Raw genomic sequence first — 19,222 nt, forward strand, 5'->3', positions numbered from 1 at the left:
GCCGACGAGATGATGAGTGTCGCCGCGGCGCGGGCGCTGCGCGACGGGCAGGCGTGCTTCGTCGGGATCGGGCTGCCGTCCACCGCGGCCAACCTGGCCCGGCGGCTGCATGCTCCGGGGCTGGTGCTGATCTACGAGTCCGGCACCGTCGGCACCGAGCCCGACGAGCTGCCCCTCTCGATCGGCGACGGGATACTCGTCGACTCGGCCCTGTCGGTCGTCTCGGTACCCGAGATCTTCAACTACTGGCTGCAGCCCGGCCGCATCGACGTCGGGTTCCTCTCCGGCGCCCAGATCGACCGCTTCGCCAACATCAACACCACCGTCATCGGCGAGTACGACGAACCCTCGGTGCGGCTGCCCGGATCGGGTGGCGCCCCGGAGATCGCGGCCTCGTGCCGCGAGGTGGTCGTCGTCATGCGCCAGCGGCTGCGCTCGTTCGTCTCGCAGGTCGACTTCGTGACCTCGGTCGGCCACGGCAGTGGCCCCGGCGACCGCGGGCGGCTGGGCCTGCGCGGCGCCGGACCGGTCCGGGTCATCACCGACCTCGGCGTGCTCGAACCCGACCCGGACTCCGCCGAGCTGGTGCTCACCGCGATGCACACCGGTGTCACCGTCGAGCAGGTCCGCTCGGAGACGGGCTGGGAGCTGGAGGTCTCACCGGACCTGATGACGACCACCCCGCCCACCGAGCAGGAGCTGACGACGCTGCGCGGGCTGCGCACGGTGGGGTCGTCATGAGCGTGGCCCTGCACCATGTCGACGAGGGACCGCGCGACGCGCCGGTGCTGGTGCTGTCCGGGTCTCTCGGGTCGACCCTCGAGATGTGGCGTCCGCAGGTCGACGTGCTGACCCGGCGGTTCCGGCTGATCCGCATCGACCACCGCGGTCACGGCGGCTCCCCCGTGCCGACCGGCCCGTACACGATCGCCGACCTCGCCGGCGACGCGCTCGCCCTGCTCGACTCGCTCGGCGTCGAGCGGGCGGCGTGGTGCGGGCTGTCGATGGGCGGTTGCGTGGGCCTGCACCTGGCTTCCGAGACCCCGGAGCGGATCAGCAGGCTGACGCTGTGCTGCACGTCCTCGTACTGGCCGGACGCGAGCGTCTGGACCGACCGCATCGCCGCGGTCTCGGCGGGGGGCACCGGGCCGATCGCGGAGGCCGTGGTGGAGCGCTGGTTCACCCCGTCGTTCGCCGCCGCGCACCCGGACGTGGTCGCGGACGCCGTCGCGCAGGTCACCGGCACCCCCGACGAGGGCTACCTCGGCTGCTGCGAGGCCCTGCGCGGGTTCGACCACCGCGAGCGGCTCGGCGCGATCACCGCACCGACCCTCGTGATCGCCGGGGCCGTGGACCCGTCCACCCCGGTCGAACCGCACGCGCGGACCATCGCCGAGGGCGTCCCGGGGGCGCGCCTGGAGGTGCTCGACGCCGCACACCTCGCGACGATAGAGCGTTCGGAGCAAGCCACTGAGCTGATCGCAGTCAACTCCGGCACGTGACCAACCCCTCCGTTTGGTGAGGACGCGCGCCGCCTACTCTGTCCACGACGGAGGTGCCGGGGTCGACGGAGAGCTCGGGACAGTGGACGAGTTCACCCGGAGGCGACGGCGCATGCTCAACGAACGTGAAAGACGCACGCTGGCCCGCATCGAGCAGCACCTCGTGGCGTCGGATCCCGACTTCGCGCGGATGTTCCGCACCGCGGCGCGCCGCCAGTCCGGCACGACGCCCCGCGCGCTGCTGGTGATGGGCCTGGCCCTGATGGTGCTCGGCGCCGCGGTCGCCGCCGTGCCGGTGGCGGTGTTCGGGATGCTGATCTCGGCGCTCGCGATCGTCGCGGCGTTCCAGCGCAACGGCATGGCGGGGTTCAGCGCAGCCTGACCGCGGCCGGACGGGACGACCTAGTGTCCCGCGCCGGAAGTTCGTTGCGTATATCGGTGGATGCAGGTTTCCGCTGGCCGGGTCGTCGGATGGCCCTCGTACCGGGCGTACTCGGGCCGTCCGGCGGCCTGGTCAGCGGGGAGCTGGGCCGCCGAGATATGTGGTGAAGTTCCGGCGGGGGACACTAGCCGTGGGCGAGGTCGGCGAAGCGGCTGTAGTGCAGCTGGTGGGCCACGGTGATCGTGTTCGTGGGGCCGTTGCGGTGCTTGGCCAGGATCAGGTCCGCCTCCCCCGCGCGGGGGTCGTCACGCTCGAACGCGTCGGGGCGGTGCAGCAGGATCACCATGTCGGCGTCCTGCTCGATGGACCCCGACTCGCGCAGGTCCGACAGCATCGGCCGCTTGTCGGTGCGCTGCTCGGGGCCGCGGTTGAGCTGGCTGATGGCCACCACCGGCACCTCGAGCTCCTTGGCCAGCAGCTTGATCTGCCGGGAGAACTCCGACACCTCCTGCTGGCGCGACTCGACCTTGCGGCCCGACGACATCAGCTGCAGGTAGTCCAGGATCACGAGCTTGAGGTCGTTGCGCTGCTTGAGCCGCCGCGCCTTGGCCCGGATCTCCATCAGCGTGAGGTTGGGCGAGTCGTCGATGAACAGCGGCGCCTCGCTGATCTCGGACATCCGCCGCGCCATGCGCGTCCAGTCGTCGTCGCTCATCCGGCCGGCGCGCATGTCGGCCAGCCGGATCCGCGCCTCCGCCGACAGCAGCCGCATGACGATCTCGGACTTGCTCATCTCCAGCGAGAACACCGCGCTCGTCATGCCGTGCTTGACCGAGCAGGACCGGGCGAAATCCAGTCCGAGGGTCGACTTGCCCAGCCCCGGTCGCGCCGCGACGACGATCATCTGGCCGGGGTGCAGGCCGTTGGTGGCCGCGTCGAGGTCGGTGAAGCCGGTGGGCACCCCCAGCGCCACGCCGCCGCGGGAGGCGATGGCGTCGATCTCGTCCATCGTGGGCTGCAGCAGCTCCTCCAGCGCGACGTAGTCCTCGCTGGTGGAACGCTCGCTGACGTCGTAGAGCGTGGCCTGCGCGCGGTCGACGACGTCGGCGACGTCGGCGCCGTCCGCCCCGTGGTAGCCCAGCTGCACGATGCGGGTGCCCGCCTGCACCAGCCGGCGCAGGATCGCCTTCTCCGCGACGATCTCGGCGTAGTAGGCCGCGTTGGCGGCGGTGGGGACCGTGGCGATGAGCGTGTGCAGGTAGGGCGCACCGCCGAGACGGATCAGATCGCCGTGGCGTTGCAGCTCCGCGGAGACCGTGACGGCGTCGGCGGGCTCCCCGCGGCCGTAGAGGTCGAGGATGGTGTCGTAGACCGTCTGGTGCGCAGGCTTGTAGAAGTCGTCGGGCCGCAGCACCTCGACCACGTCGGCGATCGCGTCCTTGCTCAGCAGCATCCCGCCCAGCACGGACTGCTCCGCGGTGAGGTCCTGGGGAGGCTGCCGGTCGAACGGCGACGCCGCGGCACCGTCGGACCCGCCCCCGGCGGCCCGCAGACCGCGCTCGGGGCCCGGGCGCGACCGGTCCGCCGCGCGGTCGTCGGAACCGGTCGCGTCCGGCCGCGTGACATCGCTCAGAGCCATACGCTGCGTCACCCCCAACCTCAGTGTATCGAACGTGCGTTCGATGCGCACGGGGTGGCGCGCCGTCGACGTCCCGGTGAACGGAACCCGACATGCGGCCCGTCCTCCGAACCCCGCCGCGACGGTAGGACACCACCGGGGGTGCGGTCGAACCAGCCTGTTGACGGAGCTGGGGAGCACCTGGGGACGGATCGGCGGATCCCCAGGACGGGCCGGTGACCGTGCTGTGGACAGAGTGGGGACAACTGGGCGATTTCCCAGATATTGCCTGATCAGCTGCCCATCCGTCGCTGTGGACAACATTGTGGGCGTGTCGCGCGGATCGCGCCTTCCGGCGTGTCGCGCCGGCGCCACCGGGCGCGTTCGGGCGGTCACCGGGCGACGTCACCGTATCCCCCGGCGGGTCGCGCCCCACCGATCCGCCGCCGGCCGCCCGTCGGCCCGTGGAAACGTGAACGGGGCGGGACCCGGGCTCACGGCCCCGATCCCGCCCCGATCACAGAGCGTGATACTGCTACTGCGCGACGACCGCGACGTTCAGGTCGCTGGTGACCTCCGGGTGCAGGCGGACCGTGACCACGTGGGTGCCGGTGGTCTTGATCTGCCCGGGCACCTCGACGGCGCGCCGGTCGAGCGGCGGACCGCCCGCAGCCCGCACGGCGTCGACGATGTCGGCGGTGGTGACGGAGCCGAACAGCCGGCCCGACGATCCAGCGGACTTCGCCTTCACGGTGACGGTCAGGGCCCCGAGCTCGCCCGCGACCTCCTTGGCGTGGCCGAGGTCGCGGATCTGGCGGGCCTTCTGGGCGCGCTGGATCGAGGCCACCTGCTTCTCCGCGCCGCGGGTGGCCACGACGGCCATCGAGCGGGGCAGCAGGTAGTTGCGGCCGTAGCCGTCCTTGACCTCCACGATGTCGCCGGGCCCGCCCAGGTTCGGGACGTCGGCGGTGAGGATGAGCTTCATCTGATTACTCCCCTCTACCGTGCGGTGGAGGTGTAGGGCAGCAGGGCGACCTCGCGGGAGTTCTTGACCGCGACCGCGACGTCACGCTGGTGCTGGCGGCAGTTGCCGGTGACCCGACGGGCCCGGATCTTTCCGCGGTCGGAGATGAACTTCCGCAGCAGGCCGGTGTCCTTGTAGTCGATGTCCTGGGCCTTGTCCTTGCAGAACGCGCACACCTTCTTCTTGGGCTTGCGCAGGACGGGCTTGGCCATGGGGGTGCTCCTGGTGCTCGGTCACCGCACACGAGGTGCGGGAGGGGGTGTTCTAGAAGGGGGGCTCGTCGTCGGCGGCCGGGCCGCTCCCGGCGGGAGGGGCCGAGCCCCACGGGTCGTCGAGTCCTTGCCCGCCCGAACCGGTACTGCCGCGCGAGCCGCCGCCACCCCCGCCGCTGTCGCCGCCGAAGCCACCGCCACCGCTGCCGCGGCTGACCTTGTTGACCTTGGCCGTGGCGTACTTGAGCGAGGGGCCGACCTCGTCGACCTCCAGCTCGACCACGGTGCGCTTCTCGCCCTCGCGGGTCTCGAAGGAGCGCTGCCGCAGCCGGCCCGACACCATCACCCGCATACCGCGGGTGAGGGTCTCGGCGACGTTCTCCGCGGCCTGGCGCCACACGTTGCAGCGCAGGAACAGCGCGTCGCCGTCCTTCCACTCACCGGTCTGCTTGTCGAAGTTCCGGGGGGTGGAGGCCACGGTGAAGTTGGCGACCGCGGCTCCGGACGGGGTGAACCGCAGCTCCGGGTCGGCGGTGAGGTTGCCGACCACGGTGATGACAGTCTCGCCAGCCATCGCCGCCGCCTCAGCCGGCTGCGGCGGTGGCGGGAACGGGCGCTGGCGCCGCGACGGCGCGCTTCGGCTCGCGGCGCATCACCTTGGTGCGCAGCACGGACTCGTTGAGCCCCAGCTGGCGGTCGAGCTCGGCGACGGTGGCCGGCTCGCAGGTGATCTCGAGGACGGCGTAGATGCCCTCCGCGTGCTTGAGGATCTCGAAGGCCATGCGGCGCTTGCCCCAGACCTCGATCTTCTCGACGGTGCCCTTGTCGTTCTTGACGACAGTGAGGAACTGCTCCAGCGACGGCGTCACGGTGCGCTCGTCGAGGCTGGGGTCGAGGATGACCATCAGCTCGTAATGACGCATGAGAACCACTCACCTCCTACGGTCTGAAACGGTCGCGGGAAATCCGCGACAGGAGGTTCTCACGCCGCCCCGACAGAATCGGGCCCTCGGATGGTGAGCGGGGACGACGGCGGCCAGGTGGGCGCCGGTCGGGGTGGCCCGTCGAGGCTACCAGCGCGAACGTGCCCACCCCGCACCGGCCGGGCGGTCGGGAGCCGGCGACCGGCGCGCGCCCGCCCCGGACCGTCGGGGCGGGCCACTATCCTTCGCCCATGCTCATCGGGGCCCACGTACGGGAGGACGACCCGGTCGTCACGGCGGCTGCGCGGGGTGCCGACATCGTGCAGATGTTCCTGGCCGACCCGCAGGGCTGGAAGAAGCCACCGTCGCACCCGCAGGCCGAGGCGCTGCGCGCGGGCGAGGTCGCCGTGGTGGTGCACTCGCCCTACGTCGTGAACCTGGCGTCGCTGAACAACCGCATCCGCATCCCGTCGCGCAAGCTCGTCGTCCAGCACGCCGAGGTGGCGGCCGAGGTCGGGGCGATCGGGCTCGTCGTGCACGGTGGGCACGTCACCCAGGGCGAGGACGCCGCCACGGGCGTGGACAACTGGCGCAAGTTCTTCGCCCGCCAGGCCGACGCGGGCGGCTTCGCGGTGCCGATCCTCATCGAGAACACCGCGGGCGGCGACCACGCGATGGCCCGACGCTTCGACGCGCTCGCCCGGCTGTGGGACGCCGTCGGCGAGTACGGGGCCGGCTTCTGCCTCGACACCTGCCACGCCCACGCGGGCGGCGAGGAGCTGGTCGGGGTCGTCGACCGCGCGCGGGCGATCACCGGCCGGATCGATCTGGTGCACCTCAACGACTCGCGCGACGAGTTCGACTCGGCCCGCGACCGGCATGCCAACATCGGCGCAGGCACGATCGACCCCGAGGTGCTCGCCGCGGTCTGCGCGGCCGCGCAGGCGCCGGTCGTCGTGGAGACACCCGCGGAGGGGCAGGCCGCCGACATCGCGTTCCTCCGCGAGCGGCTGGGGCCGTGATCGGGACGGCCCTCGGCTCGTCCACCCCGGCGTCCGACCGACCGTCGCTGCGCCGCCTCGGCACGGCGGGAGGCGGGATCGTGCTGGTCGTGGTGGTCGCCCTCACCGGCCTCACCCTGCTGCTCGGCTACGCCAACAAGGCCCGCTGCACCGGTCCGGAGTACGACGCGGCGGGCCGCAGCACGCCCGACTACGGCGTCCGCATCGACCGCGACGTCTGCTACTCCGACATCCAGTACCTGTGGCTGGGTCGCGAGATCGACCAGCACGTGTTCCCGTACGTCTCCGGGTCGATCACCCCGGAGGGGCGCCTCGCCGGAGGGGCGGTCGAGTACCCGGTGCTCACAGGGCTGCTGATGTGGGCCGGGGCACTGTTCGCCGACACCGACGGCGGGTTCCTGCTCGGCTCGGCGTTGCTGATGGCGCCGTTCGGGCTACTCACCGGCTGGATGCTGGGGCGGCTGGCCCGGTGGCGCGCACTGGTGTGGGCGCTGGGCCCGCCGGTGGTGCTCTACGCGTTCCACAACTGGGACCTGCCGGTCGTGGCCTGCGCGGTGGGAGCCGTGTACGTCGTGCACGGCCGCGGCGAGCGGCAGCCGCTGGTCGATCGGGCCACGGTGGCCGCGGTGCTGCTCGGCCTCGGTGTGGCACTGAAGGTCTACCCGGGCGCGTTCGTGCTCCCGCTGGCGCTGTACGTGCTGGCCCACTCCCGGCCCGGCGCGCTGCACTGGCGCGGCGCCCTGCGGGTCCCGGTCGCCGCCGCGGTCACCGTGGTGGCGGTCAACCTGCCCTTCGCGCTGGCCGGCTACGAGGGCTGGCGGGCGTCGTTCGCGTTCCAGCAGCAACGCGCGGTCGACCTCACCACCAACTCGATCTGGTACTGGGGTTTCCGGCCCGGCTCCGACCCCGGCGACGCCGCCTTCCAGGACGCGGTGGACACGCTCTCACCGGCGCTGGTGCTGCTGTCGTTCGCGCTGGCGTGCGCCGTGGGCTGGTGGCGGTTCCGCCGTTCCGGCACGTACCCGTGGGTCGCCGTGAGCGGCGCGATGCTGTGCGGGTTCATGCTGCTGCACAAGGTGCACTCGCCGCAGTACACGCTGTGGCTGCTGCCGTTCCTCGTGCTGCTCGCCGTGCCGTGGGGCTACGTCGCCGCCTACTTCGCGGCCGACGCCGCGATGGGGATCGGGATCTTCCGGTGGTTCTACGCGGTGAAGACCGGCGAGGGCGCCGGGATCTACGAGGGGCTCTCCGCCCAGGCCGTGGCGGTCGGCGTGTGGGGCCGCGCCGCGCTGCTCCTCGCCCTCTTCGTCCTGTTCCTGCGCTCGCCGGACCCCCTGGCCGAGGGCGCCACAGTTGCCGGCGCCGCTAGCGCCAGGCGAACACCGGCTGCTCCAGGTGCGCCACCCGGGTAGCCCGCCCCCGCAGCACCACCTCGCGGAACTGGTGCAGCACCGCACCGGTCGGGGCGTGCACGAACCGGTCGAACAGCGGCAGCTGGATCACCGGCGCATCCGACTCCGGGATGGTGACGAACCGCGGCTCCACGTCGATGAGGTCCAGCGGTACGCGGTGCACCTCACCCACCTCGTCCGGGTTGGGGGTGAGTTCGGTGGCCGCCCCGGCCCACACCACGACCGGGGTGATGACGTACCCGGAGCGGGTGGCGTAGTCGTCGAGCATGCCGAGCTCGTCGCCCGCGGCCAGCTGCAGCCCGAGCTCCTCGGCGAGCTCGCGCCGCGCCGCCTCGCCCGCGCTCTCGCCGTCGTCGGTGCGTCCGCCGGGCAGCGCCCACTGGCCCGCGTGCCGGCGCAGGCCCGCGGCGCGACGGGTCAGCAGGAACGAGAGCCCGTCCGGCCCGTCCACCAGCGCGATCGCGACGGCCGCGGCCGTCAACCCGGACCGGGCAGCCGGCCTGCGCTCGAAACGGCGGAGCGCGGCGGCGACGGCGGACCGGGTGACCATGGGGCGATCCTGCCCGACGCGACCGGCCAGTCGGGGTCGTCGAGACCGATCGCACGTACCGGGTCGGTTCCCGGCCGCAGCACCGTTCGCACCACCAGCACGCAGAGGCCGAGCACGGCGGCGTCGCGCAGGAGCACGGTTGCGAGGAACCAGTCCGGCGGGAGGCCCATGTTGGCCGGGGTGAGGTAGTAGTACATCCGGGGCACCCAGACCAGCGCGTCCACGACCATCCACGCCAGCAGCAGCCGCGTGTGGGGGAGCGCGAGGACGGCCAGCGGCACCAGCCAGAGCGAGTACTGGGGGCTCCACACCTTGTTGGCCAGCAGGAACGCCGCCACCACGAGGAACGCCAGCGACGCGAGGCGCGGAGTGCGTGGCGCGAACCAGGCGAGCACGCCGATCCCGGCGCAGCACACCAGGAACAGCAGCGCGGAGACGCCGTTGAGCACGGCGGGGGCCTCGCCCGCCGCCAGCGGGCCGTCGAACCCGGCCCACCCGCTGAAGTGGCTGAGCGCGAAGTAGAGCGAGTCCGGATCGGCCGGCCGCGACCGGTTGAGCCGGAAGAACTCCCACCAGCCCGTGGGGTACGCGAGCGCCACCGGGAGGTTGACCGCGACCACGGTGGCCACGGCCGCCCCGATCGCACGCAGCGGGGCGGCCGGGCTGCCACCGTCGCGCCGGCGCCGCAGCCCCACGAGCAGCACCGGCAGCAGGAGCAGCAGCGGGTAGAACTTGAATCCGCCGCCCACCCCGATCAGCACCCCGGCCAGCCATGGCCGCCCCCTGGCCAGCGCGAGCATCCCGAGGGTGGCCGACCCGACGGCCAGTGCGTCGAAGTTGGTGAACACGTGCACCGCGACCAGCGGGGACAGCGCCACCAGCGTGGCGTCCCACGGCCGCGACGGGCGCAGCGCGTGCGCGGCCCACACCGTGGCCAGCCACGCCAGTGCGAGCCACGCCGCGGAGATGTCGAAGTAGACGACCACGGGCAGCGCCGAGGGCAGCCAGCCGACCCCCCGCCAGACGTCGGCGGCGCGGGCGGCGAACCACTGGTAGAAGCCGGTGAGCACCGGGTACTCCATGTACCGCACCCGCTCGTCCGGGCCGCCCGCGTTCTCGATCCACGGGTCGCGGTAGGGCAGCGCGGCCGGGTCGTCGAGGTTCTGGATGCCGTAGAGCGGCACCGTGTCCGAGTAGCACATCGCCACGTACTGGCGGTCGTCCCGCCAGTCGAGGGCCAGCGCGCCGTCGTCGGTGGTGTACTGCTGCAGGCAGCCCGCCTTGCCCAGCCAGCCCAGCGCGAGCACCGCGACGGCGATCAGCAGCACCACGCGCAGCGGGGTCCAGAACCGGGCCCGGCCGACGAGGGCGTGGCGTCCCAACGGCCCGCCGATCAGCCGGCTCGCCGCAGCCGCGAACGGATCCGCCCAGCTCGGCACGACCCGCCCGGCCGCCGGGTCGCCGGATCGCGGCGGAGGTGCCCCGGCCCCGTCGGGCCGACCCGCGGGGCCGGGCACCGTCACTCGCCGGGATCCGGGTCGCCGTCGTCGTCACCGGGGTCGGCCCGGCCCTGGCCCGGTCGATCACCGTCGTCGCCGAAGAACGAGTCGTCGAACGAGTCCTGCGGCTGTTCGGTGGCGTCGGATCCGTCGCCGTCGAAGTCACCGTCGACACCGCTCTCGCCGTCCCCGTCCCCTTCGGGTTCCTCGGTGACGGGTGGCTCGCTGGTCTCGGGGGCGTCCTCGTCCTCGTCCTCGTCGACGTACTCCGCCACCGGTCCCCGCCCGATCGGCTCGAAGTCGGGGAACCGCTCGACCGGCTCACCGTCGAGCGCGGCGTTCATGTACTGCTGCCAGATCGGTCCGGGGATCATGCTGCCGTACACCGGCCGACCCGCGGCGTTCACCAGCGGCTCGTTCCGGTCGGTGCCCAGCCAGACCGCGGTGGCCAGGGACGGTGTGTAGCCGACCATCCAGGCGTCCTTGTTCTGCCCGTCCCGACCCAGCTGCACCGTGCCGGTCTTGCCGGCGACGGGGCGCCCGCCGTCGAGGCCGATCCCCGCGAAACCGGGGACGTCCCTCATCGCCTCGGTGACGTTGCGGGCGACCTGCGCAGGGAAGGCCTGCGTGCCCTCCGGGGCCTCGGGCGACTCGTACAGCACGCGCCCGTCGGCCGCGGTGACCCGCGAGACGAAGTAGGGCTCCCGGTGCACACCGTCGGCGGCCAGCGTGCCGAACGCGGAGGCCATGTCGATCGGGTGGACCTCCTTGTCGCCCAGTGCGATCCCGCCGGTGGGGTCGGGGAGCAGGTCCTCGGGGATCCCCGCCCGGTGCGCGGCCTCGGCCACCGCGGCCGGCCCGACGTCGAGCCCCATCCGGTAGAAGACCGTGTTGATCGACCGGGTCATGGCGGTACGGACCGTGCACTGGCCGCAGTCGTACCCCTCGGAGTTGCGGACGACGGTGCCGGCGAGCTCCTGCCCCGAACGGCCGTCGTACATCGTGCCGAGGCCCACTCCCTCGTCACCCTGCAGCGCCGCGGCGAAGACGAACGGCTTGAACGACGAACCGGGCTGGTGCAGCGTCTGGGCGTAGTCGAGCCCGGAGCCCTGCGCGCCGCCGTAGTAGGCGACGATCCCGCCGGTACGCGGGTCGACCGACACCAGCGCGGCGCGCAACTGCTCGGGCTGCCCGTCGAGCTGGTCGGTGACCGCGGCCACCGCCTCCCGCTGGCGCGCCGGTTCCACGGTGGTCGTGACCGTCAGCCCCTCGGTCAGGAACTCCTGCTCGGTGACGATCCCGCGGTCGAGAACCTCCTGCCGTGCCCGCTCCCAGACATAGAAGTTCGCGTCGTTCGGGATACCGGTGGTGTCCGCGGCACCCTCACCCTCGGTCGGCACCGTGGCGGGGAAGGTCTGCTCCGCCCGCTGCGCCGGGGTGAGGAAACCGGCCTGCTCCATCTGGTCCAGGACGTAGGTCCAACGGCGCTGGGAGCCCTCGAGGTCCTTCTCCGGGTCCCAGCGCGAGGGGGCCTGGATCGCCCCGGCGAGCATCGCGGCCTCCGAGACGCTGATCTCCTGCACCGGCTTGCCGAAGAAGGCCTCGCTCGCCGCCTGGATCCCGTACGCCCCGCGGCCCAGGTAGATGACGTTGAGGTAGTTCTCGAGGATCTGCTCCTTGGACTGCTCGCGGGAGATCTTCACCGCGAGGACCACTTCCTTGTACTTGCGGAACAGCGAGAAGGCGTCGTCCTCGGTGACCACCTTGACGTACTGCTGCGTGATCGTGGAGCCGCCGCCGACGCCGCCGGTGAGCTGGTTGTAGACCGCGCGCATGATGCCGGTGATGTCGAACCCGGGGTCGGTGAAGAACGAGCGGTTCTCCGCGGCCAGCACGGCGTCGATGACGTGCTCGGGTACGTCGGGCAGCCGGACCACCACCCGGTTGACCCCGTCCGGGCGCTCGACGGCGAGGTCGCTGCCGTCGGCGTAGGTGAACGTGGCGACCTGCTGGACCGCCACCTCCTCGGGCGTGGGCACCCTGAACAGGAACCACCCGATCGCGAAGGCGAGCAGCGGTCCGAGCACCGCGAGTCCGAGCAGCACGTAGACCGCACGGCGGACCTTCGCCCAGCCGCTCAGCGGGACGGACGTCGGCGAGCCCGGTGCCCGCCCGGCGCGCGCGCCCGGAGGCGGGCGCTCGGCCAGCGCGACCGCCCGGGTGCGGGCGACGGACTCGGTGCCCGTCTCCTCGTGGGTGAGCAGCGGCATGTCGCCGGACTGGTAGGGGCCACGGTCCTCGGGACCGGGCGGAGGGGAGGGCTGGTGTCGCTGCGGCGGCACGCGGCCACCGGGCGGCGGTGGACCGGGCCGGGGTGGACCGGGCTGTGGTGGACCAGGCTGCGGCCCCCCGTGCGGCGACGGCCGGCCCGGCAACGGGGGCCTGGGGGGCGGTGGACCGTACAGGGGAGGCATCGCGGGACCGGCACCCGGGCGCTGGGGCGGGACGGGCCGACCCGCCACGGGCCCGGGGGGCCGCGGTCGGGGGGGCCGGGCCCCGTCGAGACGGGGGTCGCGCTGGTCGCTCACCACTGGCTCCTGCGGTTCGGGGGCTGGGTGCGGGTCTGGTCAGGACACGCGTGCCGGAGTGCTGGGGTTCACTCGGCGGCGGTCCGGCGTCGTCGTGCGGACCGGGCCCGGTCGGTGGGGCCGGCGCCCAGTACGTAGGACAGCACGAGGTGGTTCCAGCTGCACGAGCGGCACACCTCGACCACGTACACGGAGAAGTCGTCGTGCCGTTCGGCGAGCTCGTCGAGCTCGGCGGGATTGCGGGCCGAGCCCGAGGCGTGCTTCAGCGAGTCCCCGAAGATCCAGGAGACGTTCGTCAGGTGCTCCTTGCGACACACCGGGCACGTCTGCTCGCCGGGCTGGCCGTGGAAGCGGGCGGCCCGGAGCAGGTAGGGGCCCGCATCGCACACGGAGGCCACCCCGACCCGACCGGACGCGACGTCGGCGAGCAGCGCCCGGCGCTGCAACGCGTAGTCGACCACCTGTCGCTGGGTGCGCACCCGGTCAGGGTACGCGGCGTGCCCGACGGCGTGTCGGGAACGCCCGGTGATCGCGTCGACGGCCCCGCACCGGCCGGTGACCCCCGTCTCGATCGGTCGACGTGATGTATCGGTTCGATATGCTGGGTCGCAGGGCCCGGAGCGGAGGGAGTCGACGATGCTGGAGCTGGCGATCCTCGGGCTCCTCCACGAGGCACCCGTCCACGGCTACGAGCTGCGCAAGCAGCTCGGCGTCCGGCTCGGAGGCTTCCGGCTGTTCTCCTACGGCTCGCTCTACCCGGCGCTGCGCAGGCTCACCCGCGCCGGCCTCATCGTCGAGGACGCCGAGCCGCAGCCGGAGTCCGGCACGTGGTCCCGGCGGGCGAAGCGGGTGTACCGCATCACCGCAGAGGGCAAGGAGCGGTTCGCGGAGATGCTCGCCGACTCCGGTCCGCATGCCTTCGACGACGAGGGCTTCGGTGTGCACCTGGCGTTCTTCTCCCGCACACCCGCCGAGACCAGGATGCGGATCCTGGAGGGCCGACGGCGGGCGGTGGAGGAACGCAGGGAGGGTCTGCGGGCCGCGCTCTCCCGGGCGAGCGAGCAGATCGACCGGTACACCGCCCAGCTGCATCAGCTGGGCCTCGACGGGTGTGAGCGCGAGGTCCGATGGCTGAACGAACTGATCGAGAGCGAACGGGCCGAGCTTCGCGACGCCCCCGGAACCAGCAGTGCCCCCAGGGACAACAGTGAATGAAAGGGAGCCGGCCATGAGTCAGGTTCGTGTGGCCATCGTGGGCGTCGGCAACTGTGCGGCGTCGCTCGTCCAGGGCGTGCAGTACTACGCGGATGCCGACCCCGCCCAGCGGGTCCCCGGTCTGATGCACGTCGACTTCGGCGGGTACCACGTCCGCGACGTCGAGTTCGTCGCCGCGTTCGACGTCGACGCCAAGAAGGTCGGCCGCGACCTGTCCGAGGCCATCAGCGCCAGCGAGAACAACACCATCAAGATCGCTGACGTGCCGCCGCTCAACGTACCGGTGCAGCGCGGCCACACGCTCGACGGTCTCGGTCGCTTCTACCGCGAGACGATCACCGAGTCCGACGAGCCCGCCGTCGACGTCGTCGCGGCGCTGCGCGAGGCCCGCGTCGACGTGCTCGTCTCCTACCTCCCCGTCGGCAGCGAGGACGCGGACCGGTTCTACGCCCAGTGCGCGATCGACGCGGGCGTGGCGTTCGTCAACGCGCTGCCGGTGTTCATCGCCTCCGATCCGGTGTGGGCCGAGAAGTTCCGCGCCGCGGGCGTGCCGATCGTCGGCGACGACATCAAGAGCCAGGTCGGCGCCACCATCACCCACCGGGTGCTGGCGAAGCTGTTCGAGGACCGCGGGGTGCAGCTCGACCGCACCATGCAGCTCAACGTGGGCGGGAACATGGACTTCCTGAACATGAAGGAGCTGGAGCGGCTGGAGAGCAAGAAGGTCTCCAAGACGCAGTCGGTCACATCGCAGGTCGACCGCGACATGGGCCGCGACAACGTCCACATCGGACCGTCCGACTACGTGGCGTGGCTCGACGACCGCAAGTGGGCCTACGTCCGCCTCGAGGGCCGCGCGTTCGGCGACGTGCCGCTGAGCCTGGAGTACAAGCTCGAGGTCTGGGACTCCCCCAACTCCGCGGGCATCATCATCGACGCCGTGCGGGCCGCGAAGATCGCGCTCGACCGGGGTGTGGGCGGCCCGATCCGCTCGGCCAGCAGCTACTTCATGAAGTCCCCGCCCGAGCAGTTCGGCGACGACGTCGCCCGTGACGCGGTGGAGGCCTTCATCCGCGGCGACCGCGACGACTGATCGGGCCCGGTCGCACGGAGACCGCGACACAGCCGCACGCATACCCCGACTCGCGCGCACCCACCCGCGAGTCGGGGCCTGCGTGCGCGCGAGTCGGGGCCTGCGTGCGCGCGAGTCGGGGCCTGCGTGCGCGCGAGTCGGGGCCTGCGTGCGCGCGAGTCGGGCCCCCGGCGCGGCGCACGTCCCGGTGAAGCCCGTCACGGCTGCTCGTCGGCGGGACCGGGCTGGCCCTAGCCTGTGCTCGCGCCGCCGACGAGGGCGGGCCGATGTCCGGTACCCCTGCGGGGACTGGAACGGGTGAAGGAGTGGGCATGCCAGCCGGCCGTCCTGCGCGGCTCGCCGTCGGAGTGGTCTCCGCCGGGCGGGTGGGCGCCGTGCTGGGCGCGGCGCTGACCAGGGTGGGCCACCAGGTCGTCGCCACCTCCGGGGTGTCGCGGGAATCGGTGAACCGGGCCGAGGCACTGCTGCCCGGCGTACCGCTCAAATCCCCCGACGACGTCGTCGCCGGGGCCGATCTCGCCCTGCTCGCGGTCCCTGACGACGTGCTGCCCGGTCTGGTCCGCGGCCTCGCCGCGGCCGGGTGCTTCCGGCCCGGCCAGATCGTCGTGCACACCTCCGGTGCGCACGGGACCGGCGTGCTCGCGGCCGCCGTCGAGCACGGGGTGCTGCCGCTGGCCCTGCACCCCGTGCTGACCTTCGCCGGACGATCCGAGGACGTCGCCCGCCTGGCCGGGGCGAGCGTCGGGGTGACCGCCACGGACGGCGACGAGGTCGGTTGGAGCGTCGGCGAGGCACTCGTCGTGGAGCTCGGCGCGGAGCCGGTGCGGGTGCCCGAGGAGGTCCGCCCGCTCTACCACGCCGCGCTGGCCCACGGCGCGAACCACCTGGTCACGCTCGTGCGCGACTGCGCCGACCTGCTCGACCGCGCCGGCATTCGCCCCGCCGAGCGGCTCATCGCCCCGCTGCTCTCGGCCGCGCTGGACAACGCCCTGCGCCTCGGTGACCGCGCGCTCACCGGCCCGGTGGCCCGCGGCGACACCGGCACCGTGCGCACCCACCTGCGCGAGCTCGACACCGCCGATCCCGGTCTCGCGCGGACCTACCGCGCCCTGGCCGCCCGCACGGCGCACCGCGCACGGTCCGCCGGGCTGCTCCCCGACCACGCCGCGCAGGACGTCCTGCGCATCCTGACGGAGGACCCGTGACGACCCGCTACGCCCCGGGACGGCTGACCGTGCACCGCTCGCCCGCGGACGTTCACGCTGTCACCCGCACGCTGCGCGGGGCCGGTCGCCGGATCGTGTTGGTTCCCACGATGGGCGCGCTGCACGAGGGCCACCGGGAGCTGATCCGACACGCGCGGCTGGCCAAGGGTGCGGCGGTCACCGTCGTCTCGATCTTCGTGAACCCGCTGCAGTTCGGCGCGGGCGAGGACCTGGAGCGCTACCCGCGTCCGCTGGAGGCCGACCTGGACCTCTGCCGGGCCGAGGGCGTCGAACTGGTCCTCAACCCCGGCGTCGAGGACATGTACCCCTCGGGCGCCGACACCACCGTCGCTCCCGGGCCGCTGGGCGCGGAGCTGGAGGGAGCGGTCCGGCCCGGCCACTTCGCGGGCGTGCTGACCGTCGTCGCGAAGCTGTTCCACGCGGTCACCCCGGACGTCGCGTACTTCGGCGAGAAGGACTACCAGCAGCTCGTCCTGATCAGGAAGATGGCCCGCGACCTGGACTTCCCGGTCGACGTCGTCGGCGTCCCCACCGTCCGCGAGCCCGACGGCCTGGCCCTGTCCAGCCGCAACGCCTACCTCTCCGCCGAGGACCGCCCCCGGGCCGCCGTCCTGCAGAAGGCGCTGCGGGCGGGCTCGTCGGTGTCGGCCCACGGTCCCGAAGTGGTGCTCGACGCCGCGCGTGCGGTGCTCGCGCTGGAGCCCGCGCTGGAGGTCGACTACCTGGAGCTGCGCGACCCCGACCTGCGGCCCGACCCGCAGGCGGGCCCGGCGCGGCTGCTCGTCGCGGCCCGCCTGGGCCGTACCCGCCTGATCGACAACATCGCCGTCCGGCTGTAGGAGGAACCACGATGCTCCGCACGATGATGACGTCCAAGATCCACCGTGCGACCGTGACGCAGGCCGACCTGCACTACGTCGGCTCGGTCACCGTCGACCGCGACCTGATGGACGCCGCCGACCTGCGCGAGGGCGAGCAGGTGGCGATCGTCGACGTCACCAACGGGGCCCGGCTGGAGACCTACGTGATCCCCGGCGCGCGCGGCAGCGGCGTCATCGGCATCAACGGGGCCGCCGCCCATCTCGTACACCCCGGCGACCTGGTCATCCTCATCGCCTACGGACAGCTCGACGAGGCCGAGGTCGCCGCGTACGCACCCCGGGTGGTGTTCGTCGACGACGCCAACCGGATCGTCGATCTCGGGTCCGACCCGGCCCACGCGCCGGCGGGCTCCGGGCTGCTGTCCGGGGCGGCGTAGCCGCGGTGCTGCTCTGCGTCGACGTCGGCAACACCCAGATCGCGCTGGGCCTCTACCCCGACGCGCCCGTCGAGGAACACCCCGCGCTGGTGCGCGACTGGCGGATGCGCACCGACCCGCGGATGACCGCCGACGAGCTGGAGGTGGCGGTGGGCGGGCTGCTCGGCCGGTACGCGGGTGAGGTCACGGGCGTGGCGGCGCTGTCGACCGTGCCCAGCCTGCTGCGCGAGATGCGGCTGCTGATCTCCCGGCGCGGCGACCCGGCCGTCGTCGTCGGCCCCGGGGTGCGCACGGGCGTGCCGCTGCTCGTCGACAACCCGCGCGAGGTCGGCGCGGACCGCGTCATGAACACCCTCGCCGCCCACCACCTGTTCGGCACGGCGTGCGTGGTCGTCGACTTCGGGACCTCCACCAACATCGACGTCGTCTCCGCGAAGGGCGAGTTCCTGGGCGGGGCGCTGGCGCCGGGCATCGAGATCTCCATGGACGCGCTGGCCCAGCGGGCCGCCGCCCTGCGCTCCGTCGAGCTGGCGGCGCCTCGTTCGGTGATCGGCAAGAACACGGTGGAGTGCCTGCAGTCCGGAGTGCTCTACGGGTTCGCCGGTCAGGTCGACGGACTGGTGCGCCGGATTCTGGCCGAGCTGGGACCCAAGGCCGGACCGGTCACGGTGCTGGGCACCGGCGGCCTCGCCCCCCTGATGACCGGGGTGTCGGACACGATCACCTCCTACGTGCCGGACCTGACGCTGATCGGCCTGCGCCTGACCTACCTGCGCAACGCCCGCAGCACCGTCGTCACCAGCGGGAGCGTGAAGGCGCCCGAGGTCTCCGAGCGGCTCGCGAGGTAGGCCCGGAGGCGGCGCTCGAACGCGGCGCGCTCAGCGGGTCGCGCGGCGAGCATCCAGGAGAACGTCCCGACCCGGGCGACCGTGGAGTCGATGTCGGTCCGGTGCGGGTTCGCGAAACGTCGCTGCTCGACCGGGCCGAGCACCTCGTGCGACGGCGGGGTCAGACCGTGGTCGTGTCCGCCCTCTCGGGCGGAGAGGACGTCGAAGTCGAGGAACTCGTTCATCAGTCGGGCGTCGGGGTCCTCGTCGTTGCGCACGACCGCCAGCACCCCGCCCGGACGCAGCACCCGAACGATCTCCGCCTCCGCTCGCCCGGTGTCGAACCAGTGCCACGCCTGGCCGACCAGCACGGCGTCGACCGAGGCGTCCGGCAGCGGGATGGCTTCGGCCCGCCCCTCCACCGCCCGGACGGTCGGGTGCCGGGCGCGCAGCTCCGCGAGCATCGCCCGGTCCGGGTCCACGGCGGTGACGGACCCGCCGCGCCGCGTCAGCAGGGCTGCCGTGAGCTTCCCGGTGCCGGCGGCGAGATCGAGCAGCTGGGGTGCCGCGCGGCCGGTCAGCGGTTCCAGCGCCCAGGCCACGGCCGCGAGCGGGTAGCCGGGCCGGTGCGCGGCGTACGCGGCGGCGACCGAGCCGAAGCTCAGGGACCGGCGGGAGCGTTCGTCGTCCACCCCCGACCGTACGGGTGGCGAAACGCGCGTTCGCCGACGCACCGCGCCGGCGATGTGGCCACCGGCGCGGCCGCCGCACCGGCGATGTGGCCACCCACCGGCGCCACCGGCGTCTCGACACCGGCGCCCCGTGTGCACGTTCCGTCGCCACCCGGCCCGCGGCGCCCCACCCGGCCCGC

General features: G+C 73.0%; 21 protein-coding genes. 11 read left to right on the forward strand and 10 right to left on the reverse strand.

What is annotated here, in order from left to right:
• The first annotated feature begins 9 nt into the window (after positions 1-9).
• The 3 genes from Q1K26_RS14250 (at position 10) to Q1K26_RS14260 (ending at position 1,884) form a co-directional block, all read left to right on the forward strand.
• Positions 10-741: a CoA-transferase gene (locus Q1K26_RS14250; RefSeq protein WP_300012112.1), complete on the forward strand. Its 732-nt coding sequence runs from the start codon at positions 10-12 to the stop codon at positions 739-741.
• On the forward strand, positions 738-1,502 hold the full coding sequence (pcaD, locus tag Q1K26_RS14255; protein ID WP_300011946.1) for a 3-oxoadipate enol-lactonase: 765 nt from the start codon (positions 738-740) through the stop codon (positions 1,500-1,502). Before Q1K26_RS14250 ends, pcaD begins: the two co-directional genes overlap by 4 nt.
• A 112-nt stretch (positions 1,503-1,614) precedes the next feature.
• On the forward strand, positions 1,615-1,884 hold the full coding sequence (locus tag Q1K26_RS14260) for a DUF3040 domain-containing protein (protein WP_300011949.1): 270 nt from the start codon (positions 1,615-1,617) through the stop codon (positions 1,882-1,884).
• A gap of 184 nt (positions 1,885-2,068) precedes the next feature.
• Here Q1K26_RS14260 and dnaB read toward each other — a convergent pair whose 3' ends face one another.
• From dnaB to rpsF, 5 genes are all read right to left on the reverse strand, one after another.
• Entirely contained in the window at positions 2,069-3,523 is a 1,455-nt protein-coding gene (gene dnaB, locus Q1K26_RS14265) for a replicative DNA helicase (protein ID WP_300011952.1), read from the reverse strand.
• A 514-nt stretch (positions 3,524-4,037) separates the two neighbouring features.
• Positions 4,038-4,487, reverse strand: coding sequence for a 50S ribosomal protein L9 (gene rplI, locus Q1K26_RS14270; RefSeq protein ID WP_300011955.1), 450 nt, complete (start codon positions 4,485-4,487; stop codon positions 4,038-4,040).
• 14 nt (positions 4,488-4,501) lie between these two features.
• Positions 4,502-4,738, reverse strand: a complete 237-nt coding sequence (gene rpsR, locus Q1K26_RS14275; RefSeq protein WP_094923024.1) for a 30S ribosomal protein S18 — start codon at positions 4,736-4,738, stop codon at positions 4,502-4,504.
• Positions 4,739-4,790: 52 nt separating this feature from the next.
• Complete coding sequence (locus Q1K26_RS14280; protein ID WP_300011958.1) at positions 4,791-5,312, reverse strand: single-stranded DNA-binding protein; 522 nt, start codon at positions 5,310-5,312, stop codon at positions 4,791-4,793.
• 10 nt (positions 5,313-5,322) lie between these two features.
• Positions 5,323-5,661: a 30S ribosomal protein S6 gene (gene rpsF / locus Q1K26_RS14285; protein ID WP_300011961.1), complete on the reverse strand. Its 339-nt coding sequence runs from the start codon at positions 5,659-5,661 to the stop codon at positions 5,323-5,325.
• Between the two features lie 251 nt (positions 5,662-5,912).
• On the opposite strand from rpsF, the gene Q1K26_RS14290 reads away from it, so the two are divergent.
• Entirely contained in the window at positions 5,913-6,683 is a 771-nt protein-coding gene (locus Q1K26_RS14290) for a deoxyribonuclease IV (RefSeq protein WP_300011964.1), read from the forward strand.
• 47 nt (positions 6,684-6,730) lie between these two features.
• A complete protein-coding gene (locus Q1K26_RS14295; protein WP_300012115.1) occupies positions 6,731-8,095 on the forward strand; it encodes a glycosyltransferase 87 family protein in 1,365 nt (454 codons plus the stop codon).
• Here Q1K26_RS14295 and Q1K26_RS14300 read toward each other — a convergent pair.
• From Q1K26_RS14300 to Q1K26_RS14315, 4 genes are all read right to left on the reverse strand, one after another.
• A complete protein-coding gene (locus Q1K26_RS14300; RefSeq protein ID WP_300011967.1) occupies positions 8,049-8,645 on the reverse strand; it encodes a CoA pyrophosphatase in 597 nt (198 codons plus the stop codon). The two genes, Q1K26_RS14295 and Q1K26_RS14300, sit on opposite strands and share 47 nt — an antisense overlap.
• Positions 8,573-10,084: a glycosyltransferase 87 family protein gene (locus Q1K26_RS14305; protein WP_300012118.1), complete on the reverse strand. Its 1,512-nt coding sequence runs from the start codon at positions 10,082-10,084 to the stop codon at positions 8,573-8,575. The genes Q1K26_RS14300 and Q1K26_RS14305 overlap by 73 nt, the downstream gene beginning before the upstream one ends.
• A gap of 80 nt (positions 10,085-10,164) precedes the next feature.
• On the reverse strand, positions 10,165-12,486 hold the full coding sequence (locus tag Q1K26_RS14310) for a transglycosylase domain-containing protein (RefSeq protein WP_300011970.1): 2,322 nt from the start codon (positions 12,484-12,486) through the stop codon (positions 10,165-10,167).
• A 314-nt stretch (positions 12,487-12,800) separates the two neighbouring features.
• The gene (locus Q1K26_RS14315) at positions 12,801-13,211 is read right to left on the reverse strand and encodes a DUF5318 family protein (protein ID WP_300011973.1); all 411 of its coding nucleotides are present in this window, start codon (positions 13,209-13,211) and stop codon (positions 12,801-12,803) included.
• 157 nt (positions 13,212-13,368) lie between these two features.
• On the opposite strand from Q1K26_RS14315, the gene Q1K26_RS14320 reads away from it, so the two are divergent.
• The 6 genes from Q1K26_RS14320 (at position 13,369) to Q1K26_RS14345 (ending at position 18,372) form a co-directional block, all read left to right on the forward strand.
• Positions 13,369-13,947, forward strand: a complete 579-nt coding sequence (locus Q1K26_RS14320) for a PadR family transcriptional regulator (RefSeq protein WP_300011976.1) — start codon at positions 13,369-13,371, stop codon at positions 13,945-13,947.
• Positions 13,948-13,960: 13 nt separating this feature from the next.
• Entirely contained in the window at positions 13,961-15,040 is a 1,080-nt protein-coding gene (locus tag Q1K26_RS14325) for an inositol-3-phosphate synthase (protein ID WP_300011979.1), read from the forward strand.
• 311 nt (positions 15,041-15,351) lie between these two features.
• Positions 15,352-16,245 (forward strand): DUF2520 domain-containing protein, encoded by an 894-nt coding sequence (locus Q1K26_RS14330; RefSeq protein ID WP_300011982.1) that lies wholly within the window; start codon positions 15,352-15,354, stop codon positions 16,243-16,245.
• Complete coding sequence (gene panC, locus Q1K26_RS14335) at positions 16,242-17,105, forward strand: pantoate--beta-alanine ligase (protein ID WP_300011985.1); 864 nt, start codon at positions 16,242-16,244, stop codon at positions 17,103-17,105. Before Q1K26_RS14330 ends, panC begins: the two co-directional genes overlap by 4 nt.
• Before the next feature lie 11 nt (positions 17,106-17,116).
• On the forward strand, positions 17,117-17,524 hold the full coding sequence (gene panD / locus Q1K26_RS14340; RefSeq protein ID WP_300011988.1) for an aspartate 1-decarboxylase: 408 nt from the start codon (positions 17,117-17,119) through the stop codon (positions 17,522-17,524).
• Positions 17,525-17,529: 5 nt separating this feature from the next.
• Entirely contained in the window at positions 17,530-18,372 is an 843-nt protein-coding gene (locus Q1K26_RS14345; protein WP_300011991.1) for a type III pantothenate kinase, read from the forward strand.
• Here the strand turns inward: Q1K26_RS14345 and Q1K26_RS14350 are convergent.
• Complete coding sequence (locus tag Q1K26_RS14350; protein ID WP_300011994.1) at positions 18,291-19,043, reverse strand: class I SAM-dependent methyltransferase; 753 nt, start codon at positions 19,041-19,043, stop codon at positions 18,291-18,293. The genes Q1K26_RS14345 and Q1K26_RS14350 overlap by 82 nt on opposite strands.
• Between the last annotated feature and the right edge of the window lie 179 nt (positions 19,044-19,222).

It is taken from the genome of Pseudonocardia sp. (assembly GCF_029263155.1).
GTDB lineage: Bacteria > Actinomycetota > Actinomycetes > Mycobacteriales > Pseudonocardiaceae > Pseudonocardia.